The organism is Parabacteroides massiliensis, assembly GCF_900155425.1.
Lineage (GTDB): Bacteria > Bacteroidota > Bacteroidia > Bacteroidales > Tannerellaceae > Parabacteroides > Parabacteroides massiliensis.
Window position 1 is genome coordinate 1344821 of record NZ_LT700191.1, and the last position, 17951, is coordinate 1362771.

15 protein-coding genes are annotated in these 17951 nt (G+C 40.8%); 10 read left to right on the forward strand and 5 right to left on the reverse strand.

Going from position 1 to position 17951, the window contains the following annotated elements:
* Positions 1-4: 4 nt before the first annotated feature.
* The 8 genes from BQ9893_RS16590 (at position 5) to BQ9893_RS16625 (ending at position 8847) form a co-directional block, all read left to right on the forward strand.
* Positions 5-1168, forward strand: coding sequence for a pyridoxal phosphate-dependent aminotransferase (locus tag BQ9893_RS16590; RefSeq protein ID WP_075966963.1), 1164 nt, complete (start codon positions 5-7; stop codon positions 1166-1168).
* Positions 1165-2367 carry an ATP-grasp domain-containing protein gene (locus BQ9893_RS16595; protein ID WP_075966964.1) on the forward strand — a complete coding sequence of 401 codons (1203 nt, stop codon included), beginning with the start codon at positions 1165-1167 and terminating at the stop codon, positions 2365-2367. Before BQ9893_RS16590 ends, BQ9893_RS16595 begins: the two co-directional genes overlap by 4 nt.
* A gap of 203 nt (positions 2368-2570) precedes the next feature.
* On the forward strand, positions 2571-3011 hold the full coding sequence (locus BQ9893_RS16600) for a GNAT family N-acetyltransferase (protein ID WP_075966965.1): 441 nt from the start codon (positions 2571-2573) through the stop codon (positions 3009-3011).
* Positions 3012-3055: 44 nt separating this feature from the next.
* Positions 3056-3997: a glycosyltransferase family A protein gene (locus BQ9893_RS16605; protein WP_075966966.1), complete on the forward strand. Its 942-nt coding sequence runs from the start codon at positions 3056-3058 to the stop codon at positions 3995-3997.
* Positions 3998-4082: 85 nt separating this feature from the next.
* Positions 4083-5036, forward strand: a complete 954-nt coding sequence (locus tag BQ9893_RS16610) for a glycosyltransferase (protein ID WP_075966967.1) — start codon at positions 4083-4085, stop codon at positions 5034-5036.
* 139 nt (positions 5037-5175) lie between these two features.
* Positions 5176-6519: an ATP-binding protein gene (locus BQ9893_RS16615; protein ID WP_075966968.1), complete on the forward strand. Its 1344-nt coding sequence runs from the start codon at positions 5176-5178 to the stop codon at positions 6517-6519.
* Positions 6516-7718: a glycosyltransferase gene (locus BQ9893_RS16620; protein WP_075966969.1), complete on the forward strand. Its 1203-nt coding sequence runs from the start codon at positions 6516-6518 to the stop codon at positions 7716-7718. Before BQ9893_RS16615 ends, BQ9893_RS16620 begins: the two co-directional genes overlap by 4 nt.
* A 130-nt stretch (positions 7719-7848) precedes the next feature.
* The gene (locus BQ9893_RS16625) at positions 7849-8847 is read left to right on the forward strand and encodes a glycosyltransferase family 2 protein (protein ID WP_075966970.1); all 999 of its coding nucleotides are present in this window, start codon (positions 7849-7851) and stop codon (positions 8845-8847) included.
* Between the two features lie 110 nt (positions 8848-8957).
* On the opposite strand, the gene BQ9893_RS16630 is transcribed toward BQ9893_RS16625, so the two are convergent.
* From BQ9893_RS16630 to BQ9893_RS16650, 5 genes are all read right to left on the reverse strand, one after another.
* Positions 8958-11477 (reverse strand): YfhO family protein, encoded by a 2520-nt coding sequence (locus tag BQ9893_RS16630; RefSeq protein WP_075967418.1) that lies wholly within the window; start codon positions 11475-11477, stop codon positions 8958-8960.
* Positions 11478-11504: 27 nt separating this feature from the next.
* Complete coding sequence (locus BQ9893_RS16635; RefSeq protein WP_075966971.1) at positions 11505-12266, reverse strand: glycosyltransferase family 2 protein; 762 nt, start codon at positions 12264-12266, stop codon at positions 11505-11507.
* A 203-nt stretch (positions 12267-12469) separates the two neighbouring features.
* Positions 12470-13279, reverse strand: a complete 810-nt coding sequence (locus BQ9893_RS16640) for a head GIN domain-containing protein (RefSeq protein WP_075966972.1) — start codon at positions 13277-13279, stop codon at positions 12470-12472.
* Between the two features lie 232 nt (positions 13280-13511).
* Complete coding sequence (locus tag BQ9893_RS16645) at positions 13512-14498, reverse strand: DUF6807 domain-containing protein (protein ID WP_075967419.1); 987 nt, start codon at positions 14496-14498, stop codon at positions 13512-13514.
* A 101-nt stretch (positions 14499-14599) separates the two neighbouring features.
* Positions 14600-15988, reverse strand: a complete 1389-nt coding sequence (locus BQ9893_RS16650; RefSeq protein ID WP_075966973.1) for a Gfo/Idh/MocA family protein — start codon at positions 15986-15988, stop codon at positions 14600-14602.
* A 281-nt stretch (positions 15989-16269) separates the two neighbouring features.
* Here BQ9893_RS16650 and BQ9893_RS16655 point away from each other — a divergent pair, with 281 nt between their 5' ends.
* The gene (locus BQ9893_RS16655) at positions 16270-17031 is read left to right on the forward strand and encodes a LiaF transmembrane domain-containing protein (RefSeq protein WP_075967420.1); all 762 of its coding nucleotides are present in this window, start codon (positions 16270-16272) and stop codon (positions 17029-17031) included.
* 3 nt (positions 17032-17034) lie between these two features.
* Positions 17035-17832, forward strand: a complete 798-nt coding sequence (locus BQ9893_RS16660; RefSeq protein WP_075966974.1) for a LytR/AlgR family response regulator transcription factor — start codon at positions 17035-17037, stop codon at positions 17830-17832.
* Positions 17833-17951: the final 119 nt, after the last annotated feature.

Consider the following 17951-nt stretch of genomic DNA (forward strand, 5'->3'; position numbering starts at 1 on the left):
AAATATGCATTTATCAAATATAACACAATCAATAAAACCTTCTCTGACAAGACATCTGTTTAATTTGGCAAAAGCTTATGACGATGTTGTTGATTTTACCTTAGGTGATCCGGATATTCCTCCTCATCAGGCTATAAAGGATGCAGGATGTAGAGCTATTCAAGAAGGTAGAACTCGTTATTCTCAAAATGCAGGACTATTAGAACTTCGTGAGGTTATTAGTCAATATTGTAAAAGAAAAGAGCATATAGATTATAATCCTTTGGATGAGATAATTGTAACAGTGGGAGCAATGGAGGGTCTTTATCTTTCTTTGCTTTCTCTTTTAAATCCAGGAGATGAAGTAATAATACCTGCTCCTTATTATGTGAATTATGAGCAAATGGTACAAATGTGCCATGCAAAACCGATTATAGTTGATAATCCTGATGGAGAAAAACTGGGGTTTAAGGTCGAGGATGTAGAAAAAGCAATAACAGATAAAACTAAAGTTATAATAATCAATACTCCATCTAATCCATCGGGAAAGATAATTCCTGTTGAGAAAATTGAAGCATTGGCAACTTTAGCTAAACAATATGATTTAGTCATTATTTCGGATGAAGTTTACAAATGTTTGATTTATGGTGATTCTAAATTTAAAAGTATTGTAAATATAGAAGGAATGCGTGAAAGGACTATATTAGTGAATAGTCTTTCAAAGGAATTCTGTATGACAGGGTGGCGTATCGGTTACGTTTTAGCTCCTTCAGAAGTGATTGCTGCTATGACAAAATTGCAAGAGAATGTTGCAGCCTGTGCACCTTTACCATCCCAATATGCAGCAATTGAAGCATTAAGTGGAAAGGACGATTATTCTGCAAATATGGTAAATATTTTTACTAAACGTAGAAATATTCTAGTTAAAGGCATAAATAAAATTTCAAAACTATCTTGTGAGACTCCTGAGGCTACTTTCTATTTAATGGTTGATATTTCTGGAACAGGAATGAAGTCGGAAGAATTCGCTATTGCTTTACTAAAAACTGTTCATGTTGCTGTTGTTCCTGGAATAACATATGGAAGGAGTTGTGATAATTATGTCCGTATGGCTTTTACTTTGAAAGAAGATAAAATTCAGGAAGGTATAAAAAGAATACAAACTTTTATAAACCAATTTTTTTTATGAAAAAAGTATTAATGCTTGGTGGTTCTCTTTATCAGGTATACGCAATAAAAGAGGCTGTTCGTTTAGGATATTATGTTATATCTTGTGATTATTTGCCGAATAATCCAGGACATAGATATGCACATGAATATTATAATGTTAGTACGACTGATAAAAATGCAGTTTTAGAATTAGCAAAAAGATTACAAGTAGATGGCATCGTTGCGTATGCCTCTGATCCGGCTGCACCAACGGCTGCTTATGTTTGTGAAAAATTGGGATTGCCGACAAGTCCATATAGATCTGTAGAGATCTTATCCAAAAAGGATCTATTCAGAAGATTTTTAGCAGATAATGGTTTTACTGTTCCTAAAGCACAGGGCTTTAGTTCTTATGAAGAAGCTTTGTCTATGGTAGATAATTTTAAGTTACCGGTTATGATTAAACCTGTTGACTCATCAGGGAGTAAGGGCATTAATAAAATGACAGATGTATCCCAGTTGAAGGCATTTGTGGATGATGCCTTAAGTTATTCTCGTGATAAACGTTTTTTAATTGAAGAGTTTATAGAGAAGAAGGGGTATCAAATATCTGGGGATGCTTTTAGTGTTGAGGGAAAATTAGTTTTTCATTGTTTTGGAAATGAATATTATAGTAGTAAAGTAAGTAAGGATTTTGCTCCTTTAGGGGAATGTTGGCCATTTTTGATGGATGATTCAATAGTTTCTCGTTTACATTCTGATTTGCAAAGATTGATATCTCTTTTAGGAATGAAATCTACAGCATATAATGTAGAAGCTATTGTAGATAAGAATGATAATATATATATATTGGAATTAGGTGCTCGAAGTGGAGGAAGTTTAATACCCCAAATTACAGAATATACAACAGGAGTAAATTTGGTAACTTATGTTATAAAGGCTGCTATGGGGGAAGACTGTAGTGATCTTCATATGAGGGTTCCCAAAGGCTGTTGGTCTAATTATATGGTTCATGCAAATGAGACAGGTAAATATGTCGGTACTGTTTTTGAAGACGGTTTTAAGAAGAATAATTTGGTGGAATTTGTTACAGATATAAAAAAAGGAGATCAAGTTCATAAATTTCGGGATGCGCAAGATGCATTAGGAACTTTGATTATTAAGTATGAAGATACAAAACAGATGCTTGATATGATTTGTAATATGGATAATTTTGTTCGAGTAATTGTAGAGAAATAAGTCATAAATGCAGGGTTAGTGATGTTAAAGTTTGAGGTAAAAGAAAGAGCTTCTTATATATTGAGATGTTTATTGTTAAGTAGGAAAATGTACTTGAAATTCATCGAGAAAGCTCTTAAATGCATTGATCTCACTTGATGCCCAGCCTTTCTTTTAATGTGATTTTAAAACTTGTTTAAAATTTGGTATAAAGAGTGGGGCATATGGATAGATTTGTTATCAAGAATGAACGATTAGATCTGAAAGATGTTTTAGATTTCTTTGTTTTAACAACTAATGATTTTCCTGATTTCAAAGAAGATCATTTTTTGGAGAATCGAGCGAAAAAAATATCAGATTTGGCTGATTTTGTAACTTGTAGAACTCTAACAGGAAAATTAATTGGTATGATAGCTTTTTATATGAATAGACCTCCTTTATGTTATATTACTCATGTAAGTTTGCTAGATGGTTATAAAGGCCTAGGTCTATTTAAGAAAATGTATGTTTTTTTAGAACGTAGAGTCTATTTAAACGGATGTATGTTAGTGAAACTCGAAGTGTTAAAAAGTAATATTTATGCTATTAAGAGTTATTGTAATTGTGGATTTAAAATAGTAGATAATGATTCGGATGAACGTTTTTTTATGATAAAAGAGATTTGAAATTAAATGTATTATGAATAAGTTTTAATTATAAATATTGCATAATGGAATGTGCTCCAATTATAATAAGTGTTTATGATCGTCTGGATCATTTAAAAAGATGTATTAAATCTTTGCAACAGAATAAATTGGCTCGTTATAGTGATTTATTTGTGATTTCAGATGCGGCATATAAACAAGAGCATGCCTCACAAATTAATGAGGTTAGGGCTTATATTAAGAGTATTTCAGGGTTTAAGAGAGTTTATCCTGTATTTCGTGAAGTAAATCTGGGGGGACATAAATCGATTTTAACAGCATTTCATGATGTATTGCAAATTTATGATTCATTTATTTCTCTTGAAGATGACATTGTTGTTTCTTCTGATTTTCTTCAATATATGAATGAAGCTTTAGTGTTTTATAAGGATGAAAAGCGGATTTTTTCAATTTGCGGTTTTAAAGCTCCTTTTTTATTACCTAAAGGATATGATGAAGATGTTTATTTCTATCCATGTAATTCTCCATGGGGGATTGCCACTTGGAAAGATCGTTGGGAATCGGTAAATCATGATTATTTTGATCGATATTCTGAATTGAAAAAAGATCCAAAGAAGTATAAAGCGTTTACTTCTATTGGTTTTTATATCAAAGGCATTTTACAAGCAGATTCTCGAAAAGAAATTGTAGCAGGAGATTTACGTGTTTATTATCACATGTTTCAACACAATATGTGTTCAGTCTTTCCTGTTGTCTCCAAAACTCAAAATTGGGGATTTGATGGGACTGGTGAACATTGTGGTAATAAAAATGTTTGGTGGGCAAAACCAGAGTTGGATACGAGAAATCAACCAACGAAGTTTATTCCATTTAATGGATATAACGAAGAATTACTTCAAAATCATCGAAGATTCCAAGATAAGATTAATGGTGGGCTAATTGCAAAATGGTTGAAATATACATGGGCACATAGGCTTTGGAAGAAAATCAAAAAAATATTGGCATAGTATTGGGAACGTTTTATAATGACAGATGGATATGTTTCATCTTTATGATGAGTTTGTATATCTTAAAAAAATAAGTAATTAGTATATGGATGTTATAGAGAAGGTTTCGGTTGTCATGTGTACTTATAACGGTGAGAAGTATATTAGGCAGCAATTAGATTCTATTTTACAACAAACATACCCAATTTATGAGATCATCATTAATGATGATCTATCAACAGATAAAACTGTTGATATAATAAAAGAATATATGATTCGATATGATAATATTCATTTGTTTGTAAATTCGAAACGTTTAGGAGTGCACCCTAATTTTATGGTTGCTCTTGCAAAAGCTTCTGGAGACTATATTGCAATATCTGATCAGGATGATATTTGGGAACTGGCAAAGATTGAAAAACAAATGGCCTGTTTGAAAGATTATGCTTTGTGTTTTTCTTTAAGTAGATCTTTTGGTGATGGGGTGGAAGCTTATGCTGAATGTCGTGTACCTAACACAAATGTGTTCCGTTTGCTGTTTTATCCCGTTATTCCTGGACATGCTATGCTGTTTAAAAGATCTGTTTTGTCTCATATTCCCAAGACTGATTATGTAGTGTATGATCTCTTGCTTGCATTAGCTGCTAATCTGTATGGAGGAATTGTGGTTTGTCCGGAAATATTGAATCTTCATCGGAGGCACAACAACGCCTTTTCTTATTCAAAACCTAAAAACTACAATAGATCGATCTTTAATGTCTTCAATTATATATGTAGTGGAATAATAGGATATTTTCAAAAGAGGGATAAGATTAGAATGCATTTTTCAGTAATGGGCAATCTTTTATCTGCTTTTGATCCTAATATACAGGATGAATTGGTAAAAGATGCACTTTTGTTTTCTCAATGTATGTTTGAGGGATCGTTCTCTTCAATGCTGAAAGCAAGTCGGATATGTTTCAAAAGACGGAATGAAATATTTTATGCGAAGACTAAAGATAATATAGTGTTGAAGATAAGAGCTTTATTATGGCCATTACTTTGCAGTGAATATTATTGACTATGTTTTTTTGAGGAAGATCGCAGATGGTAATGTATATCATAAAGTTTGAAGGTCATTATCTCTTGGATAGTATGAATTTAAACTTCTCTGATGATATATTTGGCGAAATGGTCGTTAATCTTAGATAAATTTTCCTATGAAAGAAAATCAACTCATTGAATTTAAAGAATCCTGGCGTGACGAATATGTTCGTTATGTTTCTGCTTTCTGTAATACAAATGGTGGTACATTGTATATCGGCATTGATGACAAAGGAAGAGTTGTGGGAGTGGAAAGGGTTGAGGTGTTAATAGAAAAGCTTCCGAATTTTATTGCTCAAAAGACGGGAATCATGCCTGTCGTCCGATTGTGTGAAACGAACGGAAAGGAATACGTTGCGATCGAACTTCAACCGTCAGCTATGCCGATATCGGTTCATGGGAAGTATTATGTCCGGAGTGGGAGTGTTACATCTGAATTGCAAGGAAACCAGTTGAATATGTTCCTTTCTGCTAAGATGGGGTTAACTTGGGAAAGCATGGTGGAAGAGGGTTTTACTGCAGATGAGATTGATTTGGAAACGGTAGAACGGTTTAAGACCTTGGCAAAAGATCGTGTGCCTTCAATTGAGAAGGAGACCGATATGTTGGTTTTGATGGAACGATTGAATTTAATAGTTGGTGGTCGTTTTAAAAGAGCTGCTGTGGTCTTGTTTGGTAAGAATGTGCAGAAATATGTTTTGCAGGCTCGTATTAAAATCGGAAAATTCCTTTCTGATACGGAAGTATTGACAACGGATATAGTGGAAGGTAACTTGATTCAGCAAGTTGATCGGACACTGGATATATTGCGTACGAAGTATCTGCTGAGCTATATATCGTATGAAGGTATTTACCGGAGGGAGAAGTTGGTTTATCCGTATGAGGCACTACGAGAAGCGTTGTTGAATGCGATTATTCATCGTGAATATTTTGTTTCTTCTGAAATCCAAATACGAATTTATGATGATAAATTGGTGATTGGGAATGAAGCTCGTTTACAGGATATTACAATAGATGATTTATCCAGATCTCATCCATCAAGACCGTATAATAAGTTGATTGCGGATATTTTTTATAAAGCTGGTTTTATTGAAAGTTGGGGACGAGGAACGCAGCGGATTATGGATAAATGTAAGGCGGAAGGTTTATCTGCTCCTGTTTATGAATATAAAATGGGTTTTTTATACCTGACTTTTTCTCATGAGCGGATAAATGAGCGGATAAATGAGCGGATAAATGAGCGGATAAATGAGCGGATAAATGAGCTTACAGAAATAGAACAGAATGTGTATGATTTGATTTGTTCGGATCCTCATGTCCGTCAGTCGGATTTGGCTATTCGTTTAGTATTGACGGAGCAATATGTACGTAAGATAATAAAGCATCTGAAAGACAAAGGAGCTATAGAGAGGGTGGGTGCACGCAAAAATGGATATTGGAATGTAAAGTTTGGAAAATGAAAATTGTCATCTTAAACACATCCGAACGTACCGGAGGTGCAGCTGTGGCTGCCGGACGTTTAAGTAAGGCTTTAAAGCAGGCCGGGATGCAGGTTGATAAGCTTGTCCGGGAAGACACATGGTTGAACCGTTTCCGATTTTATTGGGAGCGGTTGATTATTTTTTTATGTAACCATTTAAACCGTAAGAATCTGTTTGCGGTTTCCATCGCCAATACAGGAACGGATCTGTCCGGACATCCTTTGATAAAAGGAGTTGATATTATCCATCTTCATTGGATTAATCAGGGGTTTCTTTCCGTGTCCGACTTAGAAAGATTGATAGATTCTGGCAAGCCTTTTGTTTGGACACTTCATGATCTTTGGCCTGCAACAGCTATATGTCATTATCCTGATGGGTGTAAGAAGTATCAATTAAAATGTAGCAGGTGCCCATTGCAAGTATCCAAACCTCTTTTTGATTTGGCGAGTTGGACATATAATAAAAAAAGGCAAATAGGATTGAATAGAATTCATTTTGTCGGTTGTAGCAAATGGATTACAGAGATGGCACAAAAAAGTTCTCTATTGGAAGGAGCCTCGTTTACATCAATACCAAATCCGATAGATACTTCTGTTTTTAAACCGATAATGAAGAATGATTCGAGAGAACGATTTCAGTTGCCTAAAGACAAGTTATTACTATTATTTGCTGCTGCCAAGTTGTCGGATAGGCGGAAAGGGGCTGCTTATTTAATAGAGGCTTGTTCTATTTTAAAACAATACTATGCTGGTAAAATAGAAATCGTTTTAATGGGAAATGGATCGGAAGAACTGTGTCAGGCGTTGCCTTTTAAGGTAAATTCTTTGGGATATATTTCAGATACTTCAACAATGGTTACAGCTTATTCTTGTGCTGACTTATTTGTTATTCCTTCATTGGAAGATAATCTCCCAAACACGATCATGGAGTCGATGGCATGCGGAACTCCTTGTGTCGGATTTGCAACAGGTGGGATTCCGGAGATGATCGATCATCGTGTGAATGGTTATGTTGCCAACTATAAAGATGCCGGCGATCTTGCCTGTGGTATCCGGTGGGTTTTGGAGCATGAAGATCGACAAGCTCTTTCGGATGCTTGTGTGAAGAAAGTTCGGGACAATTATACGGAGGAAGTGGTTGCAAGGCAATATATTGCTTTATACAAGAAGTTGCTTTGAAAGAAATTCCCGTAAATGGAAAAGAAAGGATTAAATATGTTCCTTGTTGAAAAAAGATCATCTATATCAATCATTGATTCATTATAAGCAAAGATATATGTATGTTTGCATAAAACTTATTGATTAGAATATGGTAACACCTCATTTATCCCTTATCATTCCTGTCTACAACCGCCCCAACGAGGTGGAAGAATTGTTGGACAGTCTTACGCGGCAGAGTGAAACAAACTTCGAAGTCGTCATCGTTGAAGACGGCTCGAAGGAAACTTGCCAACAGGTGGTCGAGACTTTCAAGGATAAGCTGGATGTTTCCTATTTCTATATTCCGAACGGCGGTCCGGGCAATGCTCGCAATTACGGAGCAAAACAGAGCAAAGGCGATTACCTGATCGTTCTCGATTCGGATTGCATCTTGCCTCCCGGCTATATCAAATCGGTAAACAATGAACTGGAGGAAACCGGGGCGGACGCTTTCGGAGGGCCGGACAAAGCCTCTGACAGCTTTACGGACGTGCAGAAGGCCATCAACTACTCCATGACCTCCTTCTTTACGACAGGCGGTATTCGTGGCGGTAAAAAGAAGATGGATAAGTTTTACCCTCGCAGTTTCAACATGGGGATCCGGAAAAGTACATACGAAGCGTTAGGAGGTTTTTCTCCCATGCGTTTCGGGGAAGACATCGATTTCAGTATCCGCCTGTTCAAGAATGGCTACAAAGTTTGCCTGTTCCCCTCGGCTTGGGTATATCACAAAAGGCGTACGGACTGGCGCAAGTTTTTCCGCCAGGTTTATAACTCCGGCATCGCCCGTATCAACCTGTACAAGAGATATCCGGACTCGCTTAAACTGGTGCATCTATTGCCGGCTGTTTTTACTTTAGGAGTATTCTTCTTCCTGGTAGGAAGCCTCTTCTGCGCTTGGAGTTTATTGCCGCTCGGACTTTTCTGCTTACTGATTTTTGTGGATTCTTCGATTCAGAATAAGAGCATCAAAATCGGTTTCTTGTCGATCATCGCCTCTTTTATACAGCTGTTAGGATACGGTTGCGGATTTTTGGATGCCGCCTGGAACAGGCTGGTTCTGAAGAAAGAGGAATTTTCAGCATTCCAGAAGACGTTTTACAAATAGAGTGGATTGACATAATTCAGGCACGGATCACACGGAAAGAAAGCAAATTTATCCGTGTAATCCGTGACTGAAAAATTGTGATAAAGGGGGAGACACGCTCCCCTACGAGATTATTCTTTATTCCTTTTCCAATATTTCCATCCCGACCAACCGATCGCAGCAATCAGCAATAAGAGGATTAGGAACGAGCTGTAGGTAGAAACATATGCAGCCGTCACATAACCGGACGGACGGAATTCGAATACGATCGTATGTTCGCCTGCCGGCACACGCATACCGCGCAAAATCCAGTCTGCACGGAAATGAGGCACTTCTTTGCCGTCGACCGTTGCCTTCCATCCCGGCTGGTAATAGACTTCGGAGAAGACAGCCAACTGCTCTTTATCCGCTTTACTCTTATAGGTCAGACGGTTCGGACGGTATTCTTCCAACACGATCGTTGCGGTTGAATCTTTCTGCGGGACAAATCCTTCCAGCTCTTTTTGGAAACGTTTGTCCACAACCGCCGTTTCTCGCGGATCGATTGTATTCAAGGCATCTATCTCGGCATCCGCATTATCCACCATGTCCAGCTTGTCCACAAACCAGGCATTCCCGAATGCATACGGATTCTTCAACGGCTGCTGTTCGGGGTTATAGATGATATAGCGGGTATTCAGCATATTCAATGAAGGACAGGCTGCCAACGCAGACATCACGTCTTCGGCCGTCTGTGCCTTCTGCAAAGCACCGATAATTCCACGCAACTCACTGTCCAGCCGATGGTCGATCAGCTCCTGGTAACGACGCAACTTGACGGCATGATACCCTCCGATAGAATGATGATAGTAGGAAGTGTTTGTTTCCTGCCACGGGTTATTGATGTTCAACACACGGAAAGTCGATCCCGTATCTTGCAAAATCGTCTTGTCGGCAACCGTTTCCTTATACATCTCCACCGGCTTCTGCTTGACGAAATTACTGTCATCCAGATAACGGCGGTCCACCGTCCAGAGATCGATCAAAATAAGTACCGCCACCCCTGCACTTACGAAAGTCGCCGCAGTCTTCTTGTTCTTCGCCTTCCAGAACCAGACAAGCAACCCGGCTCCCAACAGGATGAAGACTAAAGAACGCAACGCATCGGCCGAAGCTAATGAAGCACGGTCCATCAACAAGGCCGTGTAATACCACTCCGGAACTTGGTTCTGGAACTGCGCATCATATGCAGACCGGAAATCCAACAGCAAGGAGGGCATCAGCCAAAGGATCACACAAAGGCCTCCGGTCAATCCCAGAGCCCAAAAGAATCCTTTTCTCAAACGAGTTTCTTCTACTTTTTCAGCCAAAATCTCCCGCAACCCCCAAATGGCGACGATCGGGAACACCAGTCCCGGTATCACCAACGCCATCTCGACCGTACGGAACTTATTGTACAAAGGCAGATAATGGAACATCAGGTCGTTGAAAGAATCGAAATTACGTCCCAACGCAAGGAATGTCAGGAACACCGATCCAGCCAACAGCCACCATTTCATCGGGTTCCGGATCACGAACATCCCCAGGACGAACAGGAAGCAGACCAAAGCCCCGAAATAGACCGGCCCGGAAGTGAATATCTTATCTCCCCAATAGGTATAGGTTTGTACTTCTTTCCCTACCTGGGCTCCGTTTTTCTTCAGCTCTTTGTATAGCTCGGAAGAGCTGTCTAACGTGCCTCCCGAACCGCCACCATATACATTCGGTACGAGAACGGTCATCAACTCTTTCCAGCCGTAACTCCATTGAAAAGCATAATCCTTATCCAGACCGGTGGAAGCCTTCTCCACTTTTCCCGAAGCATCCGGTTTCGGTGTCAGCTCCGAAGCGCCACGGATGGAGTGCTGTCCTAAATCCCAATTGGAGTACATTCCCTGCGCGTTAGGCAATACGGCCAATATGACGCAAGCGGCCATAATCAAGGAAGTCTTCAACCATTCGCCATACGCTTTTTCTCTGATCTTTTTGATAGCATATCCTACATAGATCAGCAGGCAAAGCAGTACCAGATAATAGGTGATCTGGATATGCCCGTTTGCTAAAGATAAAGCTACCCCCAACAGGAACAAGACGGCACCCCACAGATAAGAGCGCCTGAAAAGCAATGCCATACCGGCCAACGTCACCGGCATATAACCAATCACATAGGCTTTCACGATATGTCCCGCCTCGATAATAATGATATTATAGGACGCGAATGCAAAAGCGAACGCCCCGGCAATCGCAAGCCACCAGTTTACTCCCATGACGCACATCAGCAGGTAGAAACACACCAACCCGGTAAAAACCATAGCTGCATCGCCATATCCCACCTTTTTCAACCAACTATCCACAATAGAATAAGAAGGCATACTCGGCACGGCCTGGCCGTATCCTGTCACATACGGCATCCCTCCGAACATCGCATCCGACCAGACGCTGAACTCACCCGGCTGTGCCGTCTTGGCGTATTGATCCATCTGGCTTGACCCCATTCCGGTCGCCTTGATGTTATCGCCTTGCATGATCACTTTCCCATCAAACACCGCCGGTGAAAAATAGGCCATCACCAGTCCCAAAAACAAGATCAGGGCAACAACGTGTTTTCCCCACTGCTTTAGCAAATCCTTCATATATGTCTCATTAAAATTCATACTCTCTCAAACCCGCCCTTTCAGGCATTTTGCCGCATAGAAACGGATGGCGAACCACCCGTGGAGCAAAACCGTAACAAAAGTACCATAATATTTGCACATAATCGCATATCTCTCTCGCAAGGATGCTTTTCTTTGCGTCGTGCTCGTTCCGCCGTCCAGAAAGTCGGACAGGGTGAGATGCGTATTGCAAAACGAACGGGCCTGTTTCATGCAGCGGATACACCAGTCGAAATCGGCCGAATAGCGATACTGTAAATCGTATGACGGGGCAATCGTACGTTTGGGTATGAACGATTGGTGGCAAACCAACATCCCCATCCTAAAACTCTTCCACGAGAGCTTTCGCGGAGCTCTGAGACGGCGCAGTCCCAACGACCGCCTTTCTTCGTCCACGATGTTCGTCTCCCCATAGATGATATCCGGCAAGGTCTTCCTCCTCTGTAGTTTGGAAACGATTGATTGGACTGTATCAGAAGAACAGAGAGAATCACCGGCATTGATAAACCAGACATAATCGCCCGTCGCCTTTTGAAGCCCCTTGTTCATGGCGTCGTATATCCCTTTGTCCGGTTCGCTTACCCAGTAAGCAAGCCCCGACTCATATTGTTTGATAATATCCACCGTCCCATCCGTCGAACCACCGTCTATCACGATATATTCGATGTTCGGATAGGACTGGCTTAACACGTTCAATAACGTCTGTTCCACCAGACGCACAGCATTATAGGTAATCGTTATGATTGAAAATGTAGGTTGTTGTTGCATATATTTATGACTCTGTTCCGTTTAACTTGACAATCCATTTTCCACGGATAAAACCTTGGCAAGAGGCAGGATTTTTGTTTTGCGAACAAAGATAACAAAGATATTTTGATTTTATATCTGTTTGCAATACGGACCGGTCTATTCATATATACATCCGTCATACATACAGACATCCGCCTGATATGCATGTGAATAAGCAATTATTAATTCTTCTTGATCGAACCTCCGCCTACGACACTTTTACTAAGTTCGGGATCTCCTTCATATCGTATGCGACCACCACCGGCTATACTGGCGTCCAATTGTTCGGATGCATGTACTTCAATGTTTCCGCCACCGGCTATACTGCATTCCGCTTTCCGGATGATACATCCGAAGGCGCTGATATCCCCGCCACCGGCAACGCTCAGATCCCCTCTTTCGGCCTCTCCTTTGAGCAAGATAGAACCACTGCCTGCCACGCTGCAATCCATGTTGTCTACTTTCAGCTTGGTTGCGTTGATATCTCCTGATCCTGCCACGCTAAATTTGATCTTGCGTGCTTCCAGCTGCTTATCGAAGTTTATTGTGCTGCTTCCGGCAACACTGATATCCAGTTTGTCGGTTTTAAGAGGGCTTTTGGCGACAAACTCTCCACCTCCTACTGCACTTATCTCTTTCAGTTCACGGGAGTTGGTCTTTATTTCGCATACGGTCGGTTGGAGATTGAGCCCGTAAGATTTTCCGTTAAAAGATTTTTTTTCATCTTTAGGTTGTATGATCAATGTCTTGCCTTTTACTTTTATGTCGAGGTGGGACAGTATGTTCTCGTCTATCGTTATCTTAAAAAAGGGGGATGCATTGGATTGCTCGTATTCGATGTTCACTTTTCCCACATATGAAATTTCATCATAATCGGATATGGAGATTTCTTTCGTGATAATGTTTCCGTCTCCTTTTATTGTATTCTGGGCAAATCCGTTCGTTGCCAGTAGCCAGATACAAGTCATAAAGAAAAATACTCTTGTTTTCATGTCTTGTTATATTTTTGTTTGTTTTCTTTTATAGACGAACGGGGAGATGTTACAGTTGCATATTTTCTTTACTTTTTTGAGAATTAGTTTTTCTTATATGTTCTACAACATAAATTAATGCTTCAGCTATTGACAGATTTGGAAAAGCCCGTATCTTTGCATCGTGGTTTTTTCATAATAGTATTAGATTTAAGGTTAACAAAGTTGGTTAGGGGTTGTCGTGAGACAGCCTTTAATTGTTTATAGAGGTTTCTGTAGTGCAGGAACCTTTCCCCATTCCGGTATGAGCCTCTATTTCCCGGTTGGAAAGAAACTCCCCGTCTTTTATCAAAATTCGATAGGTGAAAGTGATGGAATCCTCCTTTTTTAGCAGGATTTGAACTTTTTCCGCCTGTTTATCGAAACACCGTCCTCCTAAGTTATTAATCGCAAACAAGCCGTATCCACGTGCATGCGACCAACCCGGATAATTGGGATTTTCAGGATGGTCTATGAGGGCTATCGATATCTTCTCGTCTTTTATTTCCCCGTTCAAAACAACCCAAGCCGAACGTTTCCCCCAAACATCGTCACCGGTGTCTCCTTCTTTGTTCTGATAGATCCCGGAAATGTCGGCTTCAAGGTTTCGATCTAAACGCATACCGAGTAAGCCTTCTTTATTTTCCGTGATGAAAATAGAATCTTTGAAAGCGGTCAGCGTAGTGGTTCGCCGAATGCCTCTTTCGTGTGGCTTACCGGTGAATGCGTAGGTGGTTTTTTCTTTCAGTAGAATATATCCATTGTGGTTTGTCCAATCTGCTTCGACTGTAAATTTGTTTTCTTTCTCGTTTATATTCTTGATGCCGGTAAACCGGATAATGCCGTAATGTTCTTTTTTATCATGGGGAATACGATTCGAGTTATTCCAGAAATCCAATCCGTTGATGTCTCCGAAGCTGAACCATAATCCCACCTGGTGAGGATGGTCTGTCCGTTCATCGGCTTTCGGGCGGATAGGGTAGCCACGAGTGATTTCCGTACCGGATGCAGTGTAGATAGGATAAAGAACTTGTTTATATAAAGTGTCGGAGTAAAGAAATTCTGTAAAAAGTGTTTGGTCTATGTATATGCTTATCTTTTGTGAGTCTGGTTTTTCAATGAAATGTATGTGTGAATGCTGACCTGTTGCAAAACAGCAACAGGACAGAAAGAAGAGGATAGATGGAATCAGTTTGTTCATGGGGGTAAAAGTAATCAAAATGGGGTAAAAGGAAGGATTGAAACGACCCTGTTCCTGTGTCAGGCGTGGGAACAGGGTCGTTTCAATTCCTCTTTGGATGTTTATAAGATACGTTTATACAACTTCTTTTCCTGTGGTTGGATCGAAGTTAAATCTGCAATTTTGACCGGTTGTCCGGATGCTATGCTGTTGCGGGCTGCGATTCCGACCAGGCAGGCCAAAGCACCGTCACGAGTGTTTGCACATTGTTGGAACGGATCGTCGATATTGGGCAGGAATATCTGGTCTTTTAATAATGCGTCCCCGCCACCATGTCCGGATGTCCCGAACGGGATCTGGATATATTGCCGCTTATTGAAATTCTTGAATAGAACAAGTTCGTCATAATTGGCATCCGATGTCGGTTTGGATTCTTGTATCCAGGCTTCCAAACGCCCTTTTGTTCCGTTGAATGCAATCCGGTAACCTTCGTACGGAGAATAGGTTGTCAACGAGTAGGCTACTTGTACGCCGTTTTTATATTTGATCGTTGCAGCCATCTTGTCGAAGATGTTTACATCCTTTTTGAACACACAACCGTCGCGCAGGTAACCGTCATATTTTTCATTGGCCACATACAGTTCCATGTAGTTCTTGTTCTTGGTGATGTCAAAGAAGAACTTGCATTTGTCTGTATGCGGGCATGTACGGCAATTCTCAGCCCGTATGGTTCCATTCTTTCCATAATGGTTGAGATCTCCAAGCGCATAAACACTTTCGGGATCACTGTCGATCCACCAGTTCAGGAGGTCGAAATGATGGCTGGCTTTGTGCACCCATAACGAACCGCTGCATTCAACGAGCCTATGCCAGCGGCGGAAATAGTCGGCTCCGTGCGAAGTATCCAGATACCAGTGGAAATCGACGGAGGTTATGTCGCCGATTTCTCCGGCACGAAGCAGTTCCCATATTTTTGCCCGGTGAGGAGAATAGCGGTAATTGAATGTGACCCGGCATGTCTTACCCGTCCGTTTTTCAGCATCCAGAATCGCTTGGATTTTCTTTTCATCGGTCGTCATCGGTTTTTCCGTGATAATATCGGCGCCCAATTCCATTCCTCGGATAATGAATTGATGATGTGTGCTGTCCATTGTCGTGACAATCAATACATCCGGTTTTGTCTCGTTCATCATCTTCTCGAAATCGGTATAAGTAGGACAGGAAGCACCAATGATGCGTTTACCGGTTTCAACACGTCCTTCGTTTTTATCGCAAAGACCTACGAATTCAATATAATCAGGGTAACTTTTCAAAATATCCCTTCCCCACATGGATGTTCCACGGCCTCCTGTCCCGACAAGTGCGATCCGGAGCTTTTTACCAGCCGGCTTTGCAATGCCAGCCGGCTCCGCTTTTATATCAGATAACGGATTGAGCAAGGCCGTTCCAGCAATTGCCCCCGTTGTTGCAAGGAAATGTCTTCTTGACATTTGGTTTGTTGTGTTATGCATAGTAGATGATATATTGTATGTTTCTTCATGGTTTGTTTTAGATTTTCGATGATTCATTTCAATCGACTTGAATTTTCTCGAATAGTTCCTCCGAACATTGCAAATATATGAAATTTTAGGGCATAAGCAAATTTCGAATGAATATCTTTGGGGAGGCTATCAATGCTTTTTTGTCGGGAGTATTCCGTTATTTGCCGGGATTTAGCAGTGACTGGCCGTTTCTCTATTGTGTAAACGGTTGTGTAGCGGTAGTTTTGCTACAAATCAAAAAAAATATGAGTATGAGGACAAATCAACAGGGAGGTTTTATCAATGGTGGTCATTCCGGCCACAATAGGTTGAATACAGTTGCAACGGCGGCAGTATTTATCATAGTGGGATTATTGTTTCTTGGGCGGAATTTCGGGATAATAGATTCTTATCTGTTTCACATCCTGGTTTCCTGGCAGATGCTGCTGGTTGTAGTCGGTATTGTCAATTTGATTAAACGACATTTCTTCGGGGGAGTGATTACGATTGCCATAGGTGTTTATTTCCTGTTGCCGGAAATAAGCGGGATAGAAGGCGAATGGGGCGGAAGGTTCTGGCCTGTACTGTTTATTTTGGTGGGAATCATGATTCTCTTTAAGTCGGACCGTCACCGTTTTAATAGCCATTGGGATGAAAAGAGGGGGGAGTATGCTAAAGAGGTGTATAACTCTGAAGATGGTTTTGTCGTATCGGACAACACTTTTAGTTCGGTTCAGCAGATTGTTCTGGACCCGGTGTTCAGAGGAGCACGGATTAGAAATGCGTTTGGCGGAACTGTTCTGGATTTGAGGCGGAGCAAGTTGGATGCTCCCAGAACGTTTATAGATATCGACTGTTCTTTTGGAGGAGTCGAGATTTATTTGCCGTCAGATTGGAATTTACAGACGCAGATCGATACGTTTATCGGTGAATGTGATGACAAACGCTATAATTCGTCTGTTGAGATAGACAAGGAGCATGCTTTGATTGTGAGGGGAAAAGTCTCTTTCGGAGGTATTGAGTTTAAAAGTTGATTTATGCAGACACATCCATTTATAGAGTCGGTCATCAATCGCGTGGTGGGGATTACCCTGGCAGTTGTGGTTTGGATGGTTTATTCATGGCTTCTGTTCTGTTATGGAGGAGAGGAGATATGGATGGCTTGTCTGGATGGAATGGTCTCTGTCGGGTTACTGGCTGTCGCCGGTTTCCTGTACGGGTACATTGACGGGACTATTCATGCCTTGCAGATCCAGATCGCATTGGCGGTATTGGTTCAGGCGATCAGTCTGGCAGGGGCTTTTGAACTGCAGGTACTTTTGGAACAAAGAAGTGGCGGTGATTTTATGGACAGTGTTTCCCTTCGCTTGGTCTTTGGCGTGTTATGCTGGATTATCCTGTTGCAATGGTATCGGATGAACCGGACGAATGAACCGGATCTTAAAGATATATCCGGAATCGAAGCAAATAAGGTACAAGAAGATGCCGTTCCCGCGGATGAAACTTTTTTGGATCGCGTATCGGTAAAAGACGGTTCCCGTATTCATATCATCCATCTCGGAGAACTGTTATATCTGCAAGCCGGAGGCGATTATGTGACACTTTTCACTCCGGGCGGGCAGTATGTGAAGGAGCAGACGATGAAATATTTTGAGACACATCTTCCGCCTGCGCTGTTTGTTCGGATTCACCGTTCTTGCATTGTCAATACCGAGCAAATTCTGCGAGTGGAACTGTTCGGGAAAGAAAATTATCAGGTCCGTTTGAAAAACGGAGTTTGTTTGCGGGCAAGCAATGCCGGTTATAAGCTCCTGAAAGAGCGTCTTTCTCTCTAAAAAAGAGTATCTGAAATGTTAATTTTAGCAGAATTTGATTCCTTTGTATAAAGTTTTGCCCTTTGTAACACTTTTTACCGCAAAGCCCTTCAGAGCTTAACATATATTGTCTGTAGAAG

Coding starts and splice junctions, on each gene's coding strand:
- BQ9893_RS16655 (WP_075967420.1), top strand. CDS start 16,270: ATGAGGACAAATCAACAGGGAGGTTTTATCAATGGTGGTCATTCCGGC.
- BQ9893_RS16600 (WP_075966965.1), top strand. CDS start 2,571: ATGGATAGATTTGTTATCAAGAATGAACGATTAGATCTGAAAGATGTT.
- BQ9893_RS16615 (WP_075966968.1), top strand. CDS start 5,176: ATGAAAGAAAATCAACTCATTGAATTTAAAGAATCCTGGCGTGACGAA.
- BQ9893_RS16650 (WP_075966973.1), bottom strand. CDS start 15,988: ATGCATAACACAACAAACCAAATGTCAAGAAGACATTTCCTTGCAACA.
- BQ9893_RS16660 (WP_075966974.1), top strand. CDS start 17,035: ATGCAGACACATCCATTTATAGAGTCGGTCATCAATCGCGTGGTGGGG.
- BQ9893_RS16635 (WP_075966971.1), bottom strand. CDS start 12,266: ATGCAACAACAACCTACATTTTCAATCATAACGATTACCTATAATGCT.
- BQ9893_RS16605 (WP_075966966.1), top strand. CDS start 3,056: ATGGAATGTGCTCCAATTATAATAAGTGTTTATGATCGTCTGGATCAT.
- BQ9893_RS16625 (WP_075966970.1), top strand. CDS start 7,849: ATGGTAACACCTCATTTATCCCTTATCATTCCTGTCTACAACCGCCCC.
- BQ9893_RS16640 (WP_075966972.1), bottom strand. CDS start 13,279: ATGAAAACAAGAGTATTTTTCTTTATGACTTGTATCTGGCTACTGGCA.
- BQ9893_RS16610 (WP_075966967.1), top strand. CDS start 4,083: ATGGATGTTATAGAGAAGGTTTCGGTTGTCATGTGTACTTATAACGGT.
- BQ9893_RS16620 (WP_075966969.1), top strand. CDS start 6,516: ATGAAAATTGTCATCTTAAACACATCCGAACGTACCGGAGGTGCAGCT.
- BQ9893_RS16595 (WP_075966964.1), top strand. CDS start 1,165: ATGAAAAAAGTATTAATGCTTGGTGGTTCTCTTTATCAGGTATACGCA.
- BQ9893_RS16590 (WP_075966963.1), top strand. CDS start 5: ATGCATTTATCAAATATAACACAATCAATAAAACCTTCTCTGACAAGA.
- BQ9893_RS16645 (WP_075967419.1), bottom strand. CDS start 14,498: ATGAACAAACTGATTCCATCTATCCTCTTCTTTCTGTCCTGTTGCTGT.
- BQ9893_RS16630 (WP_075967418.1), bottom strand. CDS start 11,477: ATGAAGGATTTGCTAAAGCAGTGGGGAAAACACGTTGTTGCCCTGATC.